The organism is Acinetobacter sp. UBA991, assembly GCF_002292065.1.
GTDB lineage: Bacteria > Pseudomonadota > Gammaproteobacteria > Pseudomonadales > Moraxellaceae > Acinetobacter > Acinetobacter higginsii.
In genome coordinates, this window is the sequence record NZ_DBBF01000002.1 from 62125 (window position 1) to 84601 (window position 22477).

The 22477-nt window shown below is 39.7% G+C and carries 21 protein-coding genes; 9 read left to right on the plus strand and 12 right to left on the minus strand.

Annotated features, from left to right (window positions below; translation table 11 throughout):
* Positions 1 to 30 precede the first annotated feature (30 nt).
* From B2727_RS00390 to B2727_RS00405, 4 genes are all read right to left on the minus strand, one after another.
* Positions 31 to 447, minus strand: coding sequence for a GlcG/HbpS family heme-binding protein (locus B2727_RS00390; protein WP_033133401.1), 417 nt, complete (start codon positions 445 to 447; stop codon positions 31 to 33).
* Positions 448 to 772: 325 nt separating this feature from the next.
* The gene (hemL, locus tag B2727_RS00395) at positions 773 to 2071 is read right to left on the minus strand and encodes a glutamate-1-semialdehyde 2,1-aminomutase (protein ID WP_033133400.1); all 1299 of its coding nucleotides are present in this window, start codon (positions 2069 to 2071) and stop codon (positions 773 to 775) included.
* Positions 2072 to 2153: 82 nt separating this feature from the next.
* Entirely contained in the window at positions 2154 to 2765 is a 612-nt protein-coding gene (gene thiE / locus B2727_RS00400; RefSeq protein ID WP_033133399.1) for a thiamine phosphate synthase, read from the minus strand.
* 153 nt (positions 2766 to 2918) lie between these two features.
* Positions 2919 to 3290 (minus strand): DUF962 domain-containing protein, encoded by a 372-nt coding sequence (locus B2727_RS00405; protein ID WP_004801345.1) that lies wholly within the window; start codon positions 3288 to 3290, stop codon positions 2919 to 2921.
* Positions 3291 to 3467: 177 nt separating this feature from the next.
* Here B2727_RS00405 and B2727_RS00410 point away from each other — a divergent pair, with 177 nt between their 5' ends.
* Positions 3468 to 4925 (plus strand): CHAD domain-containing protein, encoded by a 1458-nt coding sequence (locus B2727_RS00410; RefSeq protein WP_033133398.1) that lies wholly within the window; start codon positions 3468 to 3470, stop codon positions 4923 to 4925.
* 376 nt (positions 4926 to 5301) lie between these two features.
* Here B2727_RS00410 and B2727_RS00415 read toward each other — a convergent pair whose 3' ends face one another.
* Positions 5302 to 5934, minus strand: a complete 633-nt coding sequence (locus B2727_RS00415; protein ID WP_033133397.1) for a hypothetical protein — start codon at positions 5932 to 5934, stop codon at positions 5302 to 5304.
* A gap of 105 nt (positions 5935 to 6039) precedes the next feature.
* Here B2727_RS00415 and B2727_RS00420 point away from each other — a divergent pair, with 105 nt between their 5' ends.
* Positions 6040 to 6423: a DUF3144 domain-containing protein gene (locus B2727_RS00420; RefSeq protein WP_033133396.1), complete on the plus strand. Its 384-nt coding sequence runs from the start codon at positions 6040 to 6042 to the stop codon at positions 6421 to 6423.
* Positions 6424 to 6475: 52 nt separating this feature from the next.
* Here B2727_RS00420 and B2727_RS00425 read toward each other — a convergent pair whose 3' ends face one another.
* Positions 6476 to 9244: a M16 family metallopeptidase gene (locus B2727_RS00425; protein ID WP_033133395.1), complete on the minus strand. Its 2769-nt coding sequence runs from the start codon at positions 9242 to 9244 to the stop codon at positions 6476 to 6478.
* Positions 9245 to 9388: 144 nt separating this feature from the next.
* Positions 9389 to 10207 carry a PhzF family phenazine biosynthesis protein gene (locus B2727_RS00430; RefSeq protein WP_033133394.1) on the minus strand — a complete coding sequence of 273 codons (819 nt, stop codon included), beginning with the start codon at positions 10205 to 10207 and terminating at the stop codon, positions 9389 to 9391.
* Positions 10208 to 10480: 273 nt separating this feature from the next.
* Between B2727_RS00430 and B2727_RS00435 the strand changes: the two genes are divergently transcribed.
* The 4 genes from B2727_RS00435 to B2727_RS00450 all read left to right on the plus strand — a co-directional run bounded on the left by B2727_RS00435 (position 10481) and on the right by B2727_RS00450 (position 12972).
* Positions 10481 to 11080: a DJ-1/PfpI family protein gene (locus B2727_RS00435; protein WP_033133417.1), complete on the plus strand. Its 600-nt coding sequence runs from the start codon at positions 10481 to 10483 to the stop codon at positions 11078 to 11080.
* 350 nt (positions 11081 to 11430) lie between these two features.
* Complete coding sequence (locus B2727_RS00440; RefSeq protein WP_005202285.1) at positions 11431 to 11946, plus strand: PAAR domain-containing protein; 516 nt, start codon at positions 11431 to 11433, stop codon at positions 11944 to 11946.
* Positions 11943 to 12653: a hypothetical protein gene (locus tag B2727_RS00445; RefSeq protein ID WP_033133393.1), complete on the plus strand. Its 711-nt coding sequence runs from the start codon at positions 11943 to 11945 to the stop codon at positions 12651 to 12653. The genes B2727_RS00440 and B2727_RS00445 overlap by 4 nt, the downstream gene beginning before the upstream one ends.
* 1 nt (position 12654) lies before the next feature.
* A complete protein-coding gene (locus B2727_RS00450; protein WP_005202282.1) occupies positions 12655 to 12972 on the plus strand; it encodes a hypothetical protein in 318 nt (105 codons plus the stop codon).
* A 408-nt stretch (positions 12973 to 13380) separates the two neighbouring features.
* Here the strand turns inward: B2727_RS00450 and B2727_RS00455 are convergent, their stop codons facing one another.
* Together B2727_RS00455 and icd are read right to left on the minus strand one after the other, a co-directional pair.
* Positions 13381 to 14001 carry a pentapeptide repeat-containing protein gene (locus tag B2727_RS00455; RefSeq protein WP_033133392.1) on the minus strand — a complete coding sequence of 207 codons (621 nt, stop codon included), beginning with the start codon at positions 13999 to 14001 and terminating at the stop codon, positions 13381 to 13383.
* 138 nt (positions 14002 to 14139) lie between these two features.
* Positions 14140 to 15396, minus strand: coding sequence for an NADP-dependent isocitrate dehydrogenase (icd, locus tag B2727_RS00460; RefSeq protein WP_033133391.1), 1257 nt, complete (start codon positions 15394 to 15396; stop codon positions 14140 to 14142).
* Between the two features lie 194 nt (positions 15397 to 15590).
* On the opposite strand from icd, the gene B2727_RS00465 reads away from it, so the two are divergent.
* Positions 15591 to 16409 carry an rRNA large subunit pseudouridine synthase E gene (locus tag B2727_RS00465; RefSeq protein WP_005184119.1) on the plus strand — a complete coding sequence of 273 codons (819 nt, stop codon included), beginning with the start codon at positions 15591 to 15593 and terminating at the stop codon, positions 16407 to 16409.
* A gap of 86 nt (positions 16410 to 16495) precedes the next feature.
* Here the strand turns inward: B2727_RS00465 and B2727_RS00470 are convergent, their stop codons facing one another.
* From B2727_RS00470 to B2727_RS00480, 3 genes are all read right to left on the minus strand, one after another.
* Positions 16496 to 18727, minus strand: a complete 2232-nt coding sequence (locus B2727_RS00470) for an NADP-dependent isocitrate dehydrogenase (protein ID WP_033133390.1) — start codon at positions 18725 to 18727, stop codon at positions 16496 to 16498.
* 328 nt (positions 18728 to 19055) lie between these two features.
* Positions 19056 to 20432: a heavy metal sensor histidine kinase gene (locus B2727_RS00475; RefSeq protein ID WP_033133389.1), complete on the minus strand. Its 1377-nt coding sequence runs from the start codon at positions 20430 to 20432 to the stop codon at positions 19056 to 19058.
* Entirely contained in the window at positions 20416 to 21099 is a 684-nt protein-coding gene (locus B2727_RS00480) for a heavy metal response regulator transcription factor (protein ID WP_005322987.1), read from the minus strand. The genes B2727_RS00475 and B2727_RS00480 overlap by 17 nt, the downstream gene beginning before the upstream one ends.
* 150 nt (positions 21100 to 21249) lie before the next feature.
* On the opposite strand from B2727_RS00480, the gene B2727_RS00485 reads away from it, so the two are divergent.
* Together B2727_RS00485 and uraH are read left to right on the plus strand one after the other, a co-directional pair.
* Entirely contained in the window at positions 21250 to 21942 is a 693-nt protein-coding gene (locus B2727_RS00485) for an outer membrane protein (protein WP_033133388.1), read from the plus strand.
* A gap of 128 nt (positions 21943 to 22070) precedes the next feature.
* Positions 22071 to 22472: a hydroxyisourate hydrolase gene (gene uraH / locus B2727_RS00490; protein WP_005322985.1), complete on the plus strand. Its 402-nt coding sequence runs from the start codon at positions 22071 to 22073 to the stop codon at positions 22470 to 22472.
* Positions 22473 to 22477 lie beyond the last annotated feature (5 nt).

Below are 22477 nucleotides of genomic sequence, written 5' to 3' on the forward strand. Positions count from 1 at the left end.
TTTCATCCAGAATCGCATTTACAGGATGATTTAGGTCTGTTGCTCTAGAAATTGTTGAATTGCATGTTGGGCAATTTCTGCATCTTGAAAAGATTGCACGCCCGAAATACCAACAGCCCCGACAACCTGCCCTTGATATACAATCGGCTCACCACCTTCTAACATGCCTTTTGCTGCATTGATGGTTAAAAAGCCGATCTTACCATCACGGATCATATCTTCGGATGCCTTGGTGGTTCTTCGGCTGACCGCAGCAGATTGTGCTTTTTCTTGGCAAATCTGTGTCGATAGTACCGATGCGCCATCCATACGCTTCATCATTAATAAAGTTCCTCCGTCATCGACAACTGCAATGCTGACATTAAAGCTGTGCGCTGTTGCATATTGCCATGCTGCGTCAACTAAAATTTCCACATCAGCGGACGTTAAATAATGTTTAGTTTTCATGTTTTACTCCATTCCTATGGGTTTCTTATAAAAAGCTTTTAGATATGATACAACTGCCATCTACAGCCTACGTAGGCCCAAAGCACAGCCTAAGACCAACGCAAATATAGTTTACTATTCAAGCATTATTTCATCTTGCGGTACAGTAAAGATTGTTTATCTTTGCGCTTCGTCGCTGCGGTTTATCATACGAACAGCTGGGAACTTGCTAAGAGTTCATTACACTCAAGCATTATTGTTAAACCCGTTAAGCTCTCTATTCGGCTCAAGTAAAATGCGCCCATAAAAAAAGCCCGAACGAATCGGGCTTCTATGCATCACAGGGTTATTTCATTTCTGCAAAGGTTTCTTTTGCTGCCTGAATGGTCTCTGCAATATCTTGATCTGAATGCATTGATGAAATAAATCCAGCTTCAAATGCAGATGGAGCAAGATAGACACCGCGCTTTAACATGCCATGGAAGAATTTCTTAAATGCTTCAACGTCACAAGCCAACATTGAATCAAAGCTGGTAATGTCCTCTTGATCGGTGAAATACAAGCCGAACATGCCACCCACTTGCTGGGTTTTAAATGGAATACCCGCTTCATCTGCCGCAGCCTGCAAACCCTCAAGCAATTTTGCGAGCTGTGCAGCTAGCTTGTCATAAAACTCTGGTTCACGAAGATGCTTGAACATCGCAATACCTGCACGCATTGCCAATGGATTCCCTGACAATGTACCTGCTTGATAAACACCACCTAAAGGTGCGATGCATTCCATGATTTCACGTTTACCACCAAAAGCACCAACCGGTAAGCCCGCACCAATGATTTTACCCAACGTGGTCAAATCAGGTTTAACCTTATAGACCGATTGTGCACCGCCTAAAGCAACACGGAAACCTGTCATTACTTCATCAATGATAAAGACAGATTTGTATTCATCACAGACATCACGAATTGCTTGCAAGAAACCATCGATTGGCGTCACTAAATTCATGTTGCCTGCAACAGGTTCAATGATTACCCCAGCAATCTCATGACCGAACTTGGTAAAGCACTCTTTCAACGCTTCGATATTGTTATACGGGAGCGTTAATGTATGTTTAGCAAAATCAGCTGGTACACCTTTTGAAGTTGGCTCACCTTCACCAAGCGTCAATAAGCCTGAACCTGCTTTGACCAATAATGAATCGGAATGACCGTGATAGCAGCCTTCAAATTTCACAATCTTGTCACGGCCAGTATAACCGCGTGCCAAACGAATCGCGGTCATGGTGGCTTCAGTACCTGAGCTGGTCATACGTACCAATTCAATTGAAGGCATGATCTCGCAAATGGTGTCTGCCAAAGTGGTTTCATGTACCGTTGGTGCTCCAAAACTTAGGCCATCTTCTGCCGCAGTTTGTACTGCTTGAATAATATCAGGATGTGCATGACCTAAAATCATTGGTCCCCATGAACCGACATAGTCCACATAACGCTTGCCATCGACATCCCACAAGTACGCCCCTTTTGCCTTTTCGATAAAGACAGGCGTACCACCAACACCGTTAAATGCACGTACAGGTGAATTTACGCCACCTGGAATATGTTTATTTGCTTGTTTAAATAGCTGTTCTTGCTTTGGAGATAAGCTCATAAAAGACTCAACCTAGAATCGAGGACGAGGAACGTTGTGGTTCCGAGAAACAATAAAAGTTCCGCGAAGCGGATACATATAATTAGTCAAATAACATTGCCCATGCATTTACACGAGCAGGAATTTCGGCTGTTGATCGTCCTAATATATCACTAATTACCGCACAAAGGCTTGCCCCAGCCTCAATCACGACTTGAGAATTTTCAACGGTCAAACCACCAATCGCACAAATCGGCACAGCAAACTTTTGTTTCGCTTGTTTGATCACTTCGATCCCAACATTGCCTGCTTCTGGTTTGGTTGAAGTCGCATAAACCGCACCAAAGGCCACATAAGTTGCACCATCCGCAATTGCCTTCTCCGCCAACTCCAATGAATTTAAGCAGGTACGACCAATAATCACACCTTGCGGTAAGCGTGCAGCCGCATCACTTATTTCACCATCAGACTGTCCAAGATGTACCCCTAATCCAAATTGCTCTGCCAGTGCCAAATCATCATTAATTACAAATGGGACTTGATGCTTTTCACAAAGTACTTTGATCTGCTCAACTTCACTTGGCTGATCTGCTTTTGCCACTTTCTTACGACGGTATTGCAGAATGGCAATCTGTCCTGTTGCTAGAGCCACATCTAATTTTTCTAATAATAATTGGATTGGATCGTCATTGGTAATGAGGTATAGACCGCGCATGAACGTTTCACTATTCACTATAATTACATTAGCTTCAGGGTATATTTTCTTGGTTAAAAATTAAAGAGAGGGAGTGTATTTACATCATTAACCGCTGCAAATCAGAACAAATAAAAAAGCTGCCAGAGCAGCTTTTGAAGTATTAAACTAATTTTAAGACTCAATTTTATCAAACTGACGATCGATCAAACTCAAACGGCCTCGTGCAACGTCTGACAACATGCGCCAATCTGAAATAAAGCTATACAGCGGCTGTTTAAAGCTGGCAGGCTTATTATGTTCAAAGAAAAAATGCCCAACCCAAGCACAGGCATAGCCAGAAACCAGACCATACAACGCATATTTTGCCTGACGTTTACGAATCGCTTTACTAAAGAAATATAAACCGATCGAGCTGCCTGCGACGTGCAAACGACGGCTGGCTATACTGCGATGTTCTGTTAAATAAAAGTGATAAAATTCATCATAGTTTTTAATAGGTAATGAAAATTCCACTGGCTTGGTAATATTCGCTGGTGCATTCATTTTTGGATCATCCTAATCGAGCAAGACTCTCCACACGTTAATGCATTTTCTGTACAAAATAAAGTCATTGCGTGCCATCCTTTCCAAGCTTAAAACAACTTTACAATGATTTTTGAGATCAACAAGTTATACTACGTTTCGTCTATATCATTTTCGGTGGTCAGGAGTCATAACATCATGGAAATAGAACTAAAATTTCAACTCCCTGAATCTAAGAAAAAAAGTGTGTTACAAGTTTTAAGCAAACAAAAAGCACAGAAAATTCAGCTACAAGCAAAATACTATGACACTGCTGACCGTTTACTGGCTAAAAATTATGTGGCGATTCGCCTGCGTCAGGAAGGTGAACATTGGGTGCAAACCTTTAAAGCTGCCAGTAAAAACCATTTACAACGCATCGAAGAAGATATTTATTTAGGCAAATGTGCTGAAGAACCTGAACTGGATTTATCTTTATACAAACATAATCAAACAGTCCAAACTGTACTCCGTGATGTGCTAGGTGAAGCACCTGCTGAACTAAAGCTGCAATTTCAAACTGATGTACAGCGTACCTTCCATGTATTCGAGTTTGAGGGATCTCAAATTGAAGTCTGCTTAGACGATGGTGAAATCCGTACACCAACTGATCAAGCCAAAATCTGTGAAGTCGAATTTGAATTAAAACAAGGCTCAGCACAATCTCTGATTGATTTTGCCAAAACGTGGGTCGATAAATATCAACTCTGGCTTGATGTGCGCAGTAAGGCTGAACGTGGTAATTTATTGGCTATTGGCAAAACGGTATCCCCTGCCACCAAAGCGAAATCACTCAGCCTAGAGAAAAATGTCAGTGCTGAACAAGCAATCAAACTGATTATCGAAAATACGCTTAATCATATCTTGCCCAATGCAGCAGCAATTGCCGATGGTGTAGCCGAAGCAGATCATATTCACCAAGCTCGCGTTGGTTTACGTCGTTTACGTTCTGCTTTAAAGCATTTTTCTAACTGGTCTGCGCAAACTGATCCCACTTGGGAAAGCCAATTGGCTGATATTTTTAGAGCATTAGGTCAATCACGCGATAATGATGCGATTCAAGATTCTGTTCTTCCTTTAGTAAAAGAAGTCTGTGATTTTGATTTCCCATTCCCTGAAAATGTTGACAGCAGTGTTTCTCAATTATTAAGCCACACTAAAACCACACAGCTATTTTTAGCATTACTCAGCTTCACCTATAGTGAGCATGAGTCTAAGTCTAAACTTTCTAAACAAGCAGCTAAAAGCTTAACCAAGCTTTACCAAAAGATTCTAAAAGATGCAGCTCAGTTTTCAACTTTAGAAGTTGAGCAACAACATCGTACTCGTAAGCGTGTAAAACAATTGCGTTATTGCATCGACTTTATTGCAGGGATTTATCCTGAAAAAGAGGTTCAACAATTCTTAAATAAGTTACAGCCAATTCAGGAATATTTAGGGTTTTATAATGACCTGTTTGTTGCTGAGCAAATCTTTGAGCAACAAACTGCTGAACACCCGCAGTTTTTATTTGCATTAGGTTGGGTTAAGGCTCAGCAACCACATGTGGCCAAAAAAGCGGATAAAAAGCTTCAAGCCCTATCTGCTCAGGACGCTTTTTGGGATGAGAAGCGATAGCTCCACCAAAACAAATTTCCTTAAATCGCTATCGTGCTTGGCGGCATGAATGCCGCCACAAATAATCTAAGTCCTACAAAAAAGCGGATACTCGGAAACGTCATCAGCAACCTGAGCAAGTCAAAGCGACTAAAGCTTTGACTTAGTGCAAGACAAGCGAAGTGCGTAGTCTATACTCAAGCATAGCTTTCGCCTTGCGGTACGACAAAGATTATTAATCTTTGCGATTCGCACCTCAGGCTTTGCCTACTTTGTCCGAAAACAAAGTAGGAAATCGCCTACGCGAAAACATTCAAACTTTATATAGCACTTGTGGCTGTGCTATTATTTTTTAATGAAAATTAGAGTGTTAAACTATTTATTCTACTTAAATCATTTACCGATATTTCCCAAAAATCGTCCACGTTCCATTATCTGCAATCGGATCACTATAACTGTCATTACGCTGCTTACGTGGCTTATCCCGTGCATCGACCAATTTAAAATGCGGTTCAACACTGAGAATCATGCCATTCATATAAAAACGAGTTCGCGTATATTCACTTTGTCCGTGTTGGAAAACATAAGTTCGTAAATCAATAAACTCACGATGCGCAACTAAGGCAGCGGTATCATCACTGCCCAACCATTCCTGCATTGCAAAAATCTGATCCGTCTCAAACTGCCCACATTTTTCTAACAAGGCAGCGACGCCACGAAAAGTTTTCGACTCTTTAGCGCGTGTTTTATTAATCCGAATCCGATCGACATGAAAGAAAAACAGCGGCAGATTTAAATGACTTGGTAAATGAATCGCATCCACCACGTCATCTTCCATAAAAGGCCGACACACCTGTTGTGCCCGCTCAATCAAGGGTTGCCATTGCCGATAATATTCATCTATATCTTGTTGCAGCCCATAATAAATCGGTAAGCCTTCAACATTTTCTAAATACTGAGGTGGATAAATATGTTGGCGCAGTAAGGCTATATCTGTTTTTAAGCTTTGAATCGCGATTGCATCTTGCATAGTGATTATTCTAATTACTTAGGCTATTTTAGATTAAGGCAAAGGTTTAGTTTCGACAAGGCTTTGTCTATAATGAAGTGTCTTAACTTGTCGCTGGAAAATATCATGTCTCAAAAAATTAACGCCACCGATGTGACTGATGAAGAAGCTTTAAATGCGGTGTTTTTTGAGCGTGCAGATGAATTTATTAAACTTGCCAATGATTTCTGCCGACCACCCAAAGGTAAGCAAGCCAAGCCAGAAGAGTTACGTGGCCAAGTAAGTGCAGCCATGTTATTTGCCACTGCCCGTTTTAATACATGGGTCGCAGCTAATAACTTTAAAGATGGCAATGAAATGCGTGATGCCAAAGAACAAGTCATGTCTTATCTACTGCAACAATTCCAAATGATGTTAGAAGATAATTTTGACGAATATTGTGAACAGTTTGAAAACTACTTACGATTCCGTAAGAACGAAGATTTTCATACCCACAAACATGATCATTAATCTTTGATGCAAAAATAAAGCCACCAGATCGGTGGCTTTATTTTTTGCTTGCTTATTTCAAGTTTTGAGGCTGACCATATTGATCCGCCATGACTTCTACAAACTGATCAAGCTTGATGTATTTTTTGATGGCAGCATTGACATCTTCTTTGGTCAATTTCGCAAGCTCCTGATCGCGCTCTGCGCGATCCAACAGCGTTTTGTTACGCTCTAACTGACCTGTCAGCATGCCATGAATATTACGTTCATCTTCCAAAGCTGTTACACGTTTTTTCATGATATCTGCTTTGGCTGCTTCCACTTCCTGCTCAGTCACACCTTTGCTCAGCAACTCATTCAATACCTTGTGTACCGATTGTGAAACTTGCTCAGAACGGCCAGAGGTATAATTTGCAGTAATGCTTAAAGTACCATCATCAATATCTGGATCAAGATCTAAGCCGCTACCAAAGCCATACACCAACGCATTTTTCTCACGTAGCTCCTGTGCTAATCGTGATGACAATTGCGAGTTACCCAAGATATGGCTAAGAATAATCAATGCAGGTGCATCTTTATGGTATGAACCCACAGGCAATGCCAATACACTTTGATAACTGCCGAACTCACGTTGTTCCGATAAAGCATGCACTTTCTGTGCTTTATACACCGTATATTGACCTGTTACTTTAGTAAAAGGCTGCTTCGCTTTCCAAGAGCCAAAGGCTTTTTGTAAGGTCTTTTGCATTTTCTTGGCATCAAAATCACCTGTTACAGCAATTTGCGCATGGTCTGTCACAAAGAACTGATCATAGAATTGTTTCACTTGCGGCTGGGTTACTTCACTAATCTGTTTCTTCGCCAGTTCTGGTTCAAAGTGATAACGGATATCGCCTGGTTGATAGATTTCCAGAATCTTAGACAAGGTCATCGATGAGACAACCGCGGGTTCCGTATATGGACGATCCAATACAGACAGGCTTTGATTTTTTGCTAGATCAAACTCAGTTTGCGAGAATTTTGGCTGCTTAAGGACATCAACAATAAAGTTAAAGAAGTCTTCGAACTTGTCTTTCTTCGCTTGAACAACGATGGTAAAACCATTGCCATTTGAACTAACCGATGCGCCACCACTAGCCGCAATCGCCTTATCAGTAATTTCCTGCAAGGTATGCTTTTCAGAACCACGCAGCATTAAATAGCTGGCTAAATCTAAAGTAACCCCTTTACCAAATAATGCTTTTTCATCACCAAAATCTAAGCTAATCGTGGCATAAGTTTTATCATCACGTGTAGACGTTGGGAAGAGTGCATAGCGGATCCCATTCTTTAATTCACCACGTTGAATTTTCTGCTCATTTTTTTGCAATTGCTGAGCAGACTGTGCCATAAATTGGGTCACTTCCTGCTTGTAAACATTTGCATCTTTTAATGGTTCAGGCTTTTCATCGCTTTGATCTAAAGTTTTAGGCTTCTCCTCTGCTTTCATGGTCATCGCTTTCTTTTGATCTTCAGGCGTCGGTAAAATATCGCCTGAGATACGATGTGAAGAGACTAAAAATTCTTTTAAGGTTTTATTTGCATCATTCAGCTTTAAGTCTTGAACAGCTTGTAAGTCCTTAAAGTATTGATCCCATTGACCATGTGATGAAACCGCATAATCGCTCAGGCGTGAACCTAAAGCGACAGCGTCATTAGCAATGGTATCTGCGGTATTTTGCGTAATATTTTTAATCCGCTGTAATTCAGCCTCGGTGAATGGTTGGCTATTTTCAACACCTGTTTTTAGAGCATCATCAACCTTTTTCGCATCATGATTCGGGGCATAAATTGCGCCCATAAAGACCACGTTAAAGTCTTGATCTAACCAAGTGGTTGATTGCACTGCCGTACTGATTCCCGTCTCCACCATACTCTTATACAAAGTACCACTTGGCTGCATGGTATATAACGCTGGCGCAAGCGCTAAAGTCGGTTGTAATGGGGTATTTTTTCCATTCATATAGACATGGAATTTGGCTAAATCACTACCCTTTTGTACCGTAAACTGACGTTGTTCGATTTTACTTGAATCGAGAACTGGCACTTGAACTTGCGCAGGTACTGGACGTGCTGGAATTGGACTAAAATACTGATCAATTTTAGATAGGACCTCAGTCTTATCAAATTTACCCGAAATCACCATCACTGCATTATTTGGCGCATACCAAGTTCTATAGAACTGGTTCAATTCATTCAGCTGAATCGACTTTAATTCAGGTAAATCGCCAATTGGCAAACGGCCTAAATATTGATTGCCATAAGCCGCTTTCCACATTTGATCCATCAGTACAGCAAACGGTTGATCCATACGGATTTCTCGTTCACGTTTTACGATTTCAATTTCAGAAGGAACAAATTTTTCTTGCAGCACCAATTTATCCATACGCTCTGATTCAAGGTACAGAATTTCATTAAGTGCATTTTTTTCAGGGCGAACAATATTTAAATATTTGGTCGCATAATAATCTGTGCTGGCATTGGTCATCAACGTATATTGATCTAGACGACGTTGAAACTCGTCACCCTTCACATTTTGAGTGCCTTTAAAGGCCAAATGTTCTAATAGATGTGCAAGTCCGCCTTTACCCTTAGGATCATTCAAAGAACCTGTTAAATAAACCGTATTTACATAGACTTTATTTTCTTTATCGTTTGGCGCAAGAATAACTCTGAAACCATTATCTAATTTATATTCTTCGATATTTTTTTCACTTTTTACGAGTACCGTCTGAGACCAAGACGTTGCACTCAACCCAATCAAACAAAGAGAGAGAGTAAGTTGCTTAAACCGCATTAACATAATTTATCCAAGTGTTTTTGATGATTTAAATAAAAACGTCAAGCTATAGTAGAGAACGATTCGCATTTTTAATAGTTATGTTTTGAAAAAAGCTGTTTATTTAAACAGCTTTTATCTTTATTTTTGCACAGTTTAAGCTAAAAATCAGATTGTCAGTTCGGCTTGCATATACAATTTGGCATAGCCTGAAATTTCAATACGATCTTCAGACACAATCACACATTCTAAAATCCCACCGCGTTTAGATGCCTGAAAGGCTGTTAATCGAGTCTGATTCAATTTTTCAGCCCAAAGTGGAACGATTGCAGTATGGATTGAACCTGTTACTGGATCTTCATCGATACCAATTGCTGGTGCAAAATAACGAGAAACACAATCAAACTGCCCTTCACCTCTGGCGGTAATTGCAACATCGGGTTGAGAAGCAGTAATTGCTGTACGAACTTGTCCAAGTTGTTTTAGCTTTTCCAGATCAGGTTGTTCATCCAATACATCTTGCACCGTTTCATATTCAATAATATAGGCTTGGACATTGCGATAGACCGCTTTAAATGGCTTGGTCAGCCCTTCACGTAATACTTGAGGATAATCAGTAACTAACTCTGCTTTACGAATCGGGAAATTCATTTTAATTTTGCCATCGGCATCTTTGCTGACAATAAAAACACCCAGATCACGTACATGGAACTGGATCGTTTCTACCTTGGTAAAGTCTTTAAATAAAACAAATGCGCTGGCTAAAGTCGCATGCCCACAAAACGCAACCTCATTGAGTGGAGAAAACCAACGAATCTCATAATTGGTTTCATCAATCGTTTTCACAAAAGCCGTTTCAGACAGATTATTTTCCATGGCAATATTCTGCATCAAACGATCATCTAACCATTCATCGACGACGATTACAGCCGCGGGATTTCCTTTAAATAATTCTTTTGTAAAAGCATCAACTTGGTACATCTTCATGTCACAGCACTCTCTCTATTTTTCAATTATTTTGAACATTTGGTCTATAAAGTATAGATACAGATTTTTCTAAATTTACGATACACCGTAGCATTTGTTGTTTAACTTACCTAAATGTATAAAATTTAAGCCCAAAATGTGTTCCGCTTGCTAACAGATCAGCCTAAAAGTCCAATGATTTAGCATAATTCAAAATAAGCCATACAGAATATTCACAATAAAAAATTTGAAGCTCACTATGGTATGACGCAGATTAAACAAGCGAGAAAAACCATGCGTATTCCTGTAAATGCTGTCGTATTTGAAGATTTTGAAACCCTCGACATTATGGGTCCTGTTGAATTGTTTGGCTTGTTGCAACAACATTATCAAGTCCAGTTTTATAGCCTGAATGGCGGTCTAGTTTCCAATAAGCATGGTGTTTGTATCCAGACCAAATCCTTTAACGAAATACACGTGAATAACCAAAGTATTCTGCTCGTTCCTGGCGGTATCGTGACTTTTGAATTAATTAAAAATCAACAGTTTCTTGATCAGCTCAAAACTTTAGCGGCTCAAAGTAAATACGTGCTGACCATTTGTACAGGCAGTTCATTACTTGCAGGGACAGGTGTTTTAAATGGTGTTAAGGCAACATCGAATAAAATGGCGTTTGAATTTGTACAAAAACTCAATGACCAAGTGTTGTGGCAAGCCCAAGCCCGTTGGGTGATTGATGGGAAATTCTATACTTCATCGGGTGTGAGTGCAGGTATGGATATGACTCTTGCCTTTATTCATGACACACAAGGTGAAAAAGTTGCCCAGCTTTGTGCTGAAGAGGCCGAATATATCTGGAATAGCAATCCAAACGTTGATCCCTTTTGTAAGTAAAAACAGGCTGATCAACGCTGCATATGAAGATTTATTTTATTATCACTTGTTGTAGGTATTTTATTTTTAAATCAGCCTTTAAATAACCACATCTTTAATAAGTTGCTATTTGTTTTCACAGCATGGGTAAATAGATGTGTACATAATATAGGTAATTCATGAAAGCTCATATTTCCGCAATAAATTCAATATAATCCAATTTACTATATTTAAACTCATCAAATACACACAAAACATCTAATTTATAAACAAATTGGGCAATGCTTTGCATAAAAATTATAAAGGTGACAATCTTTATCCAATTATTTTTAAATTTTCTATTTATTTTAATAATCCTGGATATTCATAATATGCAAGCATTTATAACAAGAGGATGTTTTACTAACCACGGTGGCAAGATCATTGAGGGAGATGATTTTTGGCTGATAGATGGTAAAGCGGCTCATTTAGAGGGAATGAAACATTATTGTCCTAAATGTAATGTGATTTCAAAAGCCATAGCAACGCAACGAGGTTTTATGCAGGTTAATGGCCATAATTTAATTGTGGCTGGCGACCAAGCAACATGTGGCGCAAAGTACATGAAGATTTCAGATTTAGCTGTGCGAACTGGTGGCTCTGGTTCGGGTGCTAGCTCAGGGCAAGCAAGTAATGTTCAGAATATTATTGATCAATTAAATTTTGATGAGCGTGTTCAATTGATCGATAGAGATGATAATGAACCCTTGGCAAACATCCCCTATCACCTCAAAGACTCTACTGGTAGTGTCGTAGCTTCAGGAACCACAGATGAAAATGGATATACAGAAAGGTTTCATACGACCAAACCTGAAGATATTCACATTTTTATCGGAGAGCCGGAGTGACACAAGGAACCTGCAAAACCAATACAAAGGCTGAATCTGTACATAAACAGCCCATCAAGTTAAAAGAATATTTAATATGTGTTTATTACTACAAACCATCAAAGAGCGATGACAAGGCTTTTCAACGAGCATCAAATCACTGGCTATCCCAACTGAAGCTAAAAAACTGCGGTGATAACTATGTATTTAAAGAGTACCAAGTTACGTCAGGCCAAGACTTTAAAAAAGTTTGGAAGGAAATCTATGACGAGATAAATAAGAATGTTGCTAAGGTCAGGGAAATGCATGTTTTTAGCCATTCTAGTAAAACAGACGATGGTAATGATGGCCTAGAGTTTTTGAGCACCAGAAACGCTCGTAATGAAGTTTTAGAGGATGGTACAATTTCCTATAGTGAAATATCCCAGTTAGAGAAATTGCGCTGGTCTCCGAATGCTAATCTCGTTTTGCATGGCTGCAATACAGGACTAAGAGGGACTTCACCTCAATCCATTGCAGATATATTTGCAATTAGACAAGAAAAATGCAGAGTGCACGGTCAAAAAGGCTGGGCTTATTTTTCTAGAAAAGAAGCTGTTTATGAGCGAACTTCACCTACAGATAAAGAGATCTATCTATGGGCCTACAGTAGAGGGAATAACAGCTATGTAGGCAACGTAATCGGTGGGGAACGAATTCCAGCATTCATTGTTGAAAAGAAGAAGTGATATGAAAGTTAAAATCTTATTTTGGGTTGCTCTCCTAAACATTATTGGAGTTGTATTCATTTATACCCTATCTTTTATGACAAAGAACAATCACTATGCTGTTTCAATTGATACATTTTTCATTTCCACCTCAGCTTTAATATTAATTATTACATTAATTCTGAAGCAGAAAATAGAAATTCTAATTAGTATCATCGCGTTATTACTGAGTATAAGTATGAATGTATTTAATATCAGTATTAGCTATCAAAAATGGTTAGAGCGAGAGCAGCCAGAATTAGGTCATCGAGACGCAGATTTGAATAACGAAAAAATATAATCACAGAATAGCCTTAACCATTAAATTTGAGACTGTTTTAGCACGACATGAATTTAATTAGTTCTCAATTTGGAGTATGTTACCTATTACATATCGGTCAATACTCATCTTTCCCATATTGTTTAATTTTCTATTTACCTTCTGCAAAGAAATAATACCCAAGTTCTTAAACTGTGGCGTGTCAAATATCACATATAGCCAATGTGCTATCTCCACAAACATAAGCAGTATTATCACAGATAATCTCTACACGCATTGAATTCAAGTAACCGTTTAACGGGCTTCTTTAGATCACAATTACTCCCTTTTATTCGACTCTATCTTTCTTAACAAGATAAGCTTTATTCCATCTCCCATAAAAATGAGTGGCATAAAACCACTCATTTTGATCAAACTCTTTTCACAGACTCAATCAATTCTGACATCGAAGCCTAGATTTTCTGCAATCATCAGCGTTTGATCAAGATTAATAATCGCCTCTTTAATTTGAGTCTCTTTCGGATCTAAAGTACTCAAATCACTACCTCTTAAATCACACTCGGTAAAATCTGCGCGGTGTAGCCATGCACCAGAGAGATCACTCTCTCTAATCGAACTTCCATGGCAACGCGCTCCAGTCAAATCAGCTTCTCTTAAACGGGTTCTCAAAAAAGAAGCTTTCTCTAAATCCGCGCCCGGTAATCCAACAAAAGCCCAATCACTGTCCTCAACCCGCATATGGTGAAACTGACAATCGCTAAACATGCTACCAACCAACTTGCAGTCGGTGAATTTGCTATCAAAGAAATTGCAGAAATAGAAAGTACAATTTAAAAATGCGCTACGCTGATGAACCGATGCATTAAAACGTGCTCGTCGAAAAGTGCATTCATTAAAAATCGCGCCAGTGCTTTGGGCTTCTGACAGATCTAAGTCAACAAATAGCGTCCGCTCATATTTTTGATTATTGAGTACTTGTCCATACCAATCCAAGTTGGTAATGGTTTCTGTTGTTTTCGGTGCTGCTGCACCATATTTTCTTTCCGCCATGATATTCAATTTTTATTTTCGAATACATCAAAATATGTCATACATTCAATTTTGTACATGTTTTTCTCATGACTTATTTATCTCAATTTAAAATAAAAAAAGAGCGGCAAAACCACTCTTTCATTTCATACTTAGACTTTAATCTTCCATATGCTGGATTATAGCTTGTCCAAATTCAGAACAACGTAATAAAGTTGCATTGGGCATTAAACGCTCAAAGTCGTACGTCACGGTCTTGGCTGAAATTGCACCCGAAACACCTTGAATGATTAGATCTGCAGCTTCAACCCAGCCCATATCACGCAGCATCATTTCGGCAGAGAGAATAATCGAGCCTGGGTTGACCTTATCTTGCCCCGCATACTTCGGTGCAGTGCCATGTGTTGCTTCATAGACTGCAATTGCACCGCCAATATTCGCACCCGGTGCAATCCCAATACCGCCCACTTCTGCTGCAAGTGCATCAGAAATATAGTCACCATTTAAGTTCAGTGTCGCAATCACGGAATAATCGGCTGGACGCATTAAAATTTGCTGTAAGAATGCATCGGCAATCACATCTTTAATAATGATGTCTTTACCCGTTTTCGGATTTTTAATTTTTACCCAAGGCCCACCATCCAGCAGCTGCCCACCAAAACGCTCCATCGCAAGTTCATAGCCCCACTCTTTAAACGCACCTTCGGTGTATTTCATGATGTTACCTTTGTGTACTAGCGTCACAGAAGGTTTGTCATTATCCATCGCAAACTGAATGGCTTTACGCACCAGACGTTGGGTTCCTTCTTTAGAAACAGGCTTAATGCCGATACCACAATCTTTAGGGAATCGGATTTTGGTCACCCCCATTTCTTCTTGCAAAAATTTAATAACTTTTTTCGCTTCTGGAGAATCGGCCTTCCATTCAATCCCCGCATAGATATCTTCTGAGTTTTCACGGAAAATCACCATATCCGTGAGTTCTGGATGTTGCACAGGTGAAGGCACACCTTCAAACCAACGTACTGGACGCACACAAACATATAGATCAAGTTCTTGGCGCAATGCAACATTCAAAGAACGAATACCGCCTCCGACAGGTGTAGTCAAAGGGCCTTTTATTGATATAATAAACTCGCGTAAAGCATCAAAAGTTTCTTCTGGCATATAATTGCCATAAATTTTATCTGCTTTTTCGCCGCAGTAGACTTCCATCCATTCGATTGAACGTTTGCCACCGTAAGCTTTTAACACGGCGGCATCTACTACTGCCTTCATTGCTGGTGTAATATCCACACCAATACCATCACCTTCAATAAAAGGGATGATTGGACGATTTGGAACATTCAATGACAGGTCTGCATTTACTGTGATTTTGTCTCCATCAGCAGGAACCACAATCTTCTGATAACCCATTTTGTAGGTTCTCCCTCATGTATTTAGCGATTATCTCTATGCCTTCTATGGCATACTTTCGTTTTTTATTGCATGAAACAGTTTAGTTCAAAACAGGTTTTTTTTGAGATTTATACGGGAAATAACAACATTTCTCCATTAAATAGAAACCTTTATTGTTATGATGCCGCCCATAGCCAAAGTAGTATATCCATATGAAAGTAGTCGTATTTAATAAACCTTTTGACGTTTTGTCACAGTTTCGCGAAGATGAAAAACATTTAACAGTTTCAAGTTTTATTAAAGATCCTGAACTTCGTATTGCAGGACGTTTAGATTTAGACTCCGAAGGTTTAATGTTTCTTACTGATCATGGTGGTTTAAATCAATTCATCACCCATCCTGATAATAAGAAATATAAAACTTATCTTGCTCAAGTTGATGGTGATGTCACAGAAGAAGCAATTGAAAAACTGCAAAAAGGTGTTGAACTTGCAGATGGTATGACTTTACCTGCCAAAGCGCGTAAAGTTGATCAACCTGAATGGCTATGGGAACGTAACCCACCGGTACGTTATCGTGCCAATATTCCAACGACTTGGATCGAACTACAAATCTGCGAAGGTCGTAATCGTCAAGTACGTCGTATGACAGCGGCTGTGGGTTTCCCGACTTTACGTCTGATTCGTACGCAAATTGGCAGCATTGATCTCGTCAAACTCGGTTTACAGCCTGGTGAACAACTCGAAATCGAACCTTTACTTTATCCAGACTTTAAAGACGTTCCGGCAGACAAGCCTTATGAAGGTCGTTCTTTCGCGAAAAAATCGAATAATAAACCGCATTTCTCTCGTGCAAAAGATAAAGCACGTGAAGAAAGAGGTGAAAAACCATTTAAAGGTAAGAAAAAAGCTGGCGGTGGTACAACCCGTATTTGGCAAACTGATGATGCAGATAAACCACGTCGTAAGACCAATGGTACAACGCGTCCAAATACCAAAGCACCACGCGGACGTAGCCGTAACGGTCGTTAAAATCTAAATTGAGCGCATAAAAAAGCCGATGTTTTCACATCGGCTTTTTTATATCACCGACAATATTGTCGGTGATATATCAACAATTACAGTGACGCAAGTGTGGTATTAAATGTTGTACTTGGACGCATTACTGCATTTACTTTCGCTGGATCGATTGCATAGTAACCACCGATATCAGCAGCTTGACCTTGTACTTGAGCAAGCTCAGCAACAATCTTCTGTTCGTTTTCAGCAAGTGATTTTGCAAGCGGAGCAAATTTCGCTTTCAACTCAGCATCTTCGTCTTGAGCTGCTAATGCTTCAGCCCAGTACAATGCTAAATAGAAGTGGCTGCCACGGTTATCTAACTCACCTGTACGACGTGATGGCGATTTGTCGTTATCCAACAATTTTCCTGTCGCTTGATCAAGCGTCTTGGCAAGCAATTTCGCACGGTTATTGTCTTCTTTGATACCAAGCTCTTCTAAAGACACCGCCAATGCAAGGAACTCACCGAGTGAATCCCAACGTAAGTGGTTTTCTTCAACTAACTGCTGTACATGTTTCGGCGCTGAACCACCCGCACCTGTTTCGTACATGCCACCGCCAGCCATTAACGGCACGATTGACAACATTTTCGCTGAAGTACCCAATTCCATGATCGGGAACAAGTCAGTTAAGTAATCACGTAAGATGTTACCCGTTACCGAAATGGTATCTAAACCACGTGCTACACGCTCAAGCGTATAACGCATTGCACGTACTTGTGACATGATTTGGATATCAAGACCAGTAGTGTCATGATCTTTCAAGTATTTTTCAACTTTCTTGATCAATTCATTTTCATGTGGACGGTATGGGTCTAACCAGAAAATCGCAGGCATACCTGAGTTACGTGCACGTGTTACTGCAAGTTTCACCCAGTCACGAATCGGTGCGTCTTTCACCTGACACATACGCCAGATGTCGCCTTCTTCCACATTTTGGCTCATCAACACTTCACCAGTGTCTAGATCAGTAATGTTGGCAATACCCGCTTCTGAAATTTCAAAAGTCTTATCGTGTGAACCGTATTCTTCTGCTTTTTGCGCCATCAAACCAACGTTAGGCACAGTACCCATAGTACGTGGGTCAAAGTTACCATTCCACTTACAGAAATTGATCATTTCTTGGTAGATACGTGCGAAAGTTGATTCAGGCATGACTGCTTTACAGTCGTAAGGTTTGCCGTCAGCACCCCACATTTTACCGCCACCACGAATCATTGCAGGCATAGAAGCATCGACAATCACATCGTTTGGTGAATGGAAGTTGGTGATGCCTTTTGCAGAATCAACCATTGCAAGCGCAGGACGGTGTTCTTGGCAAGCATGTAAATCTTCGATGATTTCTTCACGTAAAGACGTCGGTAAAGTTGCGATCTTTTCATAAAGACCAGCCATACCATTGTTTACGTTAATACCGAGTTCATCAAACAATTTACCGTGTTTTTCAAAAGCATCTTTGTAATAGATTTTCACACAGTGACCGAATACGATCGGGTGTGAAACTTTCATCATGGTTGCTTTCACGTGTAATGAGAACAAAATGCCCGCTTCACGACAGTCTTCGAGTTCTTTCTCGTAGAAGTCACACAATGCTTTTTTGCTCATAAACATTGAGTCAATGATTTCACCATCTTGAAGTGCAACTTTTGGCTTAAGCACAATGGTTTCACCAGACTTAGTGATGAGTTCCATTTTCACATTACGTGCACGGTCTAAAGTCATTGATTTTTCGCCATGGTAGAAGTCGCCTTCATCCATGTGAGAAACATGAGTCTGTGACCACTGCTTCCACTCGCTCATTGAATGCGGGTGTTTTTTCGCATAATTTTTTACCGCAGCTGGTGCACGACGGTCAGAGTTACCTTCACGCAATACTGGGTTTACAGCTGAACCAAGGCATTTACCATAACGTGCCTTGATTTCTTTTTCTTCTTCAGTGGTTGGGTTTTCTGGATAATCAGGAATTGCATAGCCCTTCGACTGGAGCTCTTTAATACATGAAACAAGCTGAGCAACAGAAGCACTGATGTTCGGAAGTTTAATGATATTGGTATCTGGATCTTGCGTAAGACGACCTAACTCCGCAAGGTTATTGTTTACCTTTTGCTCATCTTTGAGGTAATCTGAAAATTCTGCGAGCACACGAACCGCAACTGAGATGTCACTTTTAACAATCTCAATGCCAGCAGGTTTTGTAAAGGTCTCAATGATCGGTAGTAATGAATAAGTCGCTAATAAAGGCGCCTCATCAGTCAGTGTGTAAATGATTTTTGACTTTCCACCAGCCATATATAGCCCCTTGTGTTGGATTGAGTTATGGAAAACTGCGCTTGTGGCCCAGCTCCTAGAACCGATTTGCTTGAACAAACTTGAGAGTATCAGCGTTCATCACATGCTAGTCAACGCAATATCCTGTGATAACGACATTTCGATAAAAAATACTACAAAATGATATAATAGTAGCGTTCTGGTATGTATATATGAGGTCAAGTTATGTCTTTTCAAATACAAACCACTGCCAACTTTAAATGAACGTACTGAATTGATCATTTAGCAAACAAATATGCATATTGCTTAAGCATGAACCCTATTTTGACAGAGCTTGATGAAGATTACGTTAATTCTTTAGTGGTAAGATCAATTTAAACGCCACCCCTTCAAATCGATTTTCGACCTCAGTTGAACCTGCATGTAACTGCATAATTGAGCTCACAATAGCCAACCCCAGACCACCTGTTTGTGCTTTTTGATGTCGACTTTCATCGACCTGATAAAACCGGTCGAATAAGTAAGGCAAATGCTTTTCATCAATAAAAACGCCTTCTGTCACAATCGTCATGACACAGTTTAAATCACGTTGCTTTACCGCTACTGCAATCACACCATGCGCTCGACCATGTAAAATGGCATTACTGATTAAATTCGCAATCGCACGCTGAATTAATGCCTCATTCGCCATGATATTGAAATCATCCATGACATCCAGTTGGAGCGTCATCTGATGTTCTTCAATCAAACAATCAAAATAATCAATAACATTTCTCATCAGCTGTTTGACATTGACTGACTTTTTCTCAAGTATCTGTTCATCATGTTCAGAACGTGCAATAAACAGCATGCTTTCGATCATTTTGGTGAGTCGTTCATACTCTTCCAAATGCGAATATAATAAATTTTCTAATTCTTCTGTTTTACGGGGTTGTGACAATAAAATCTGAGTTTGTCCCATTAAATTATTGAGTGGCGTTCTCAGTTCATGTGCAATATCTTCTGAAAATTGCGCCAGTTTCTGATAATCCTGCTGAATTTTATCCAGCATTTCATTCATCGCCTGACTCAGTTGCTGAACTTCAATATTGGTGGATTCAACTTCAATACGATGATTCAGTTTTTGCACATTAATTTTACTGGTCTCGGCAATTAAAGTACGCATGGAACGGAATAAATAATGCCCCACCATAAATCCCAGAAGACTGGACAATAGAATACCTAGCCCGCTATAGAACAAGACTTTCCAAAAATATTGACTCAGGATCTGGTTCGCCCCATCCCATTGTTGTCCCGCAATCAATTGATACTGCTTATGACCATATTGGATGGATTGAAATGCAAAGCGTGTACTTGGATGCTCAACTGTATTATTACGATACTGAATTTTATTTGAATAATTCAGTTCAGGGATTTTGATCTGTAATGGATTAATCCTAATGAGATCCTGTGCTGATTCTTTGACAATAAAAATACTGTCCTCGTGCCCCACCATATTTTCATAAAGCTTAGGATATTTCCCCAATATCTGAACGGTATGTGCATCGGTCAAAAAAACTTCCATTCGTTTGATCCGAGCAGCCAAGGCCTTATCTTGCTGGGTATAGACCATTTCACGAAAATTTTGATAGGACAAACCGCCAATACTGATAAAAACTATGCAGGAAATTAAGCTAAAGGCAATACTTAAGCGGGATGCCAATGACAGTCTATTCATTATTGCCATCTTTTAAATCAACCTTATAGCCCATGCCCCTGACGGTATAAATTAACTTGGGAACAAAATGATCATCAATCTTTGCCCTTAATCGGCGTATCGCAACATCCACCACGTTGGTATCCGTATCAAAATTAATATTCCAAACCATTGAGGCAATTTGCGTTCGTGTCAGTACTTCACCACGATGTTGAATCAACAACTGTAACAACACAAACTCTTTGGCAGTTAAATCAATTTTAGTATCAGCACGATACACTTCTCGACTGAGTCGGTTTAAGCTTAAGTTTGAAATTTGATAAATTTCTTTTTCTACATTCGGTACACGGCGTAACAGGCTTTTGATCCTTGCCAAGAGTTCCACATAAGAAAATGGTTTAATTAAATAATCATCGGCTCCAAGCTCCAAACCTTTTACTCGATCTAGAACATGATCTTTTGCAGTTAGCATTAAAACTGGCATTTTCGAAAAAGTACGTAATGTTTGCAAAACTTGCCAACCGTCCAATTGTGGCAACATCACATCCAAAATCAGTAAATCAAAGAGGTCTTGTTGCAAACGTGACAATGCCTCTATGCCATCTTTTGCAATAGCACAGGTATAACCTGATTCATTTAATCCTTTCGCTAAAAACTGCGCGATTTTAGATTCATCTTCGACAATTAAAATATGCATCCCACATCTTAACCTTGTTTATTCATTGCCAAGATTACAAATCGGTAATCCAATTGTCATCACGCCAAGATTTTTTTCTTCCTACCATGTCCTGAGGAAATAAAGATTTTTATCACCAAACATTCCTCTACTGATTTTGGAAAATTGAATATGGACAAGCTACTCACCCGTTTCGCGGTTTCATCTGTTTTACTGACTGCTGTATCCCTAAGTTACGCTCAGAACGTAAATGATGCAGGTTATTATATCTCTGCAAAAGTTGCCGCTGCTAAGCTCCAAGCCGACAATATGGAAACCAGCTTACGCCCTGGCATTGGTCAATTTATCGCGGGTAAAGATAAAAAAGATTTAACCAATACCTCATTGGGCTTCGGCTATGACTTTGGCAATGGTTGGCGTACTGATGGTGAATATACCTTTAAAAATAATGCTGAATTTACCAGTGGCTCAAGCAACTTTCCAACCAGCCTCAATCATCATAAAGTCGATACACAACGTTTAATGTTGAATGCTTATCGTGATTTTGAAGTCATGCAAAATGTCGCTGTATACGGCAATCTTGGACTAGGTGTTGCACGTACCGAATCTTCAGGCTGGCAAGGTAATACCTCTCGCCAATATCTTTCAAATACCGAAACTCAACTGGTGTATAGCATAGGTGCAGGGGCTAGTTATAAAGCAATTGATAACCTTAACCTTGATTTGGGCTACCGTTATGTAGACTTGGGTAAAGCCGATAGCGGGTTAAACAACTTTGCCAATGCGCGTAGTTTGCAAGATGAGCAAATGAAAGCACATCTATACTCAAGCGAGTTCTATCTCGGTGCAAGATATTCATTCTAAAACAGCATTAAAAAGCACTGATTAGCAGTGTTTTTTTTTGCGCTCCTATCCCATGCCTATGCATTGCCCTCACAACAACTGACGGCAATACATACGGAAACATTGATCAAGAAAGGTGGAATTTTGCTATGTATAAAAATCTATTCGCCATCGCCGCACTATCGGCTTCAAGCAGCTTATTCGCAGCAACAAACCCATTGAGTGTGCATGTTCTCAATCAGCAAAATGGTCTACCTGCTGCTGATGTCACCGTTGTTCTCGAAGCACAACAAAAAAATCAATGGATAGAAATCAATCAGGCCAAAACTGATCAGAATGGACGAATTCCTGCGCTTTATCCGGCGCAACAACAATTAAAGTCAGGTATTTATAAAGTAACTTTTAAAACAGGTGACTGGTATAAAGCGCAAAAGCAAAGTAGTTTTTTCCCTGAAATTCCTGTTATTTTTGAAGTTGATGGAACCTTACCGCACTATCACATTCCATTACTGCTCAGCCCCTATGGTTATTCGACCTATCGTGGCAGCTAATAAAA

Bases quoted from the DNA above. Each gene is read 5' to 3' on its own strand.
- B2727_RS00480 (WP_005322987.1), bottom strand. From the start codon at position 21,099: ATGCATATTTTAATTGTCGAAGATGAATCTAAAATCGCGCAGTTTTTA.
- B2727_RS00485 (WP_033133388.1), top strand. From the start codon at position 21,250: ATGGACAAGCTACTCACCCGTTTCGCGGTTTCATCTGTTTTACTGACT.
- B2727_RS00465 (WP_005184119.1), top strand. From the start codon at position 15,591: ATGAAAGTAGTCGTATTTAATAAACCTTTTGACGTTTTGTCACAGTTT.
- hemL (WP_033133400.1), bottom strand. From the start codon at position 2,071: ATGAGCTTATCTCCAAAGCAAGAACAGCTATTTAAACAAGCAAATAAA.
- uraH (WP_005322985.1), top strand. From the start codon at position 22,071: ATGTATAAAAATCTATTCGCCATCGCCGCACTATCGGCTTCAAGCAGC.
- thiE (WP_033133399.1), bottom strand. From the start codon at position 2,765: ATGCGCGGTCTATACCTCATTACCAATGACGATCCAATCCAATTATTA.
- B2727_RS00450 (WP_005202282.1), top strand. From the start codon at position 12,655: ATGAAAGTTAAAATCTTATTTTGGGTTGCTCTCCTAAACATTATTGGA.
- B2727_RS00405 (WP_004801345.1), bottom strand. From the start codon at position 3,290: ATGAATGCACCAGCGAATATTACCAAGCCAGTGGAATTTTCATTACCT.
- B2727_RS00470 (WP_033133390.1), bottom strand. From the start codon at position 18,727: ATGGCTGGTGGAAAGTCAAAAATCATTTACACACTGACTGATGAGGCG.
- B2727_RS00415 (WP_033133397.1), bottom strand. From the start codon at position 5,934: ATGCAAGATGCAATCGCGATTCAAAGCTTAAAAACAGATATAGCCTTA.
- B2727_RS00475 (WP_033133389.1), bottom strand. From the start codon at position 20,432: ATGGCAATAATGAATAGACTGTCATTGGCATCCCGCTTAAGTATTGCC.
- B2727_RS00425 (WP_033133395.1), bottom strand. From the start codon at position 9,244: ATGTTAATGCGGTTTAAGCAACTTACTCTCTCTCTTTGTTTGATTGGG.
- B2727_RS00430 (WP_033133394.1), bottom strand. From the start codon at position 10,207: ATGAAGATGTACCAAGTTGATGCTTTTACAAAAGAATTATTTAAAGGA.
- B2727_RS00390 (WP_033133401.1), bottom strand. From the start codon at position 447: ATGAAAACTAAACATTATTTAACGTCCGCTGATGTGGAAATTTTAGTT.
- B2727_RS00440 (WP_005202285.1), top strand. From the start codon at position 11,431: ATGCAAGCATTTATAACAAGAGGATGTTTTACTAACCACGGTGGCAAG.
- B2727_RS00410 (WP_033133398.1), top strand. From the start codon at position 3,468: ATGGAAATAGAACTAAAATTTCAACTCCCTGAATCTAAGAAAAAAAGT.
- icd (WP_033133391.1), bottom strand. From the start codon at position 15,396: ATGGGTTATCAGAAGATTGTGGTTCCTGCTGATGGAGACAAAATCACA.
- B2727_RS00455 (WP_033133392.1), bottom strand. From the start codon at position 14,001: ATGGCGGAAAGAAAATATGGTGCAGCAGCACCGAAAACAACAGAAACC.
- B2727_RS00420 (WP_033133396.1), top strand. From the start codon at position 6,040: ATGTCTCAAAAAATTAACGCCACCGATGTGACTGATGAAGAAGCTTTA.
- B2727_RS00435 (WP_033133417.1), top strand. From the start codon at position 10,481: ATGCGTATTCCTGTAAATGCTGTCGTATTTGAAGATTTTGAAACCCTC.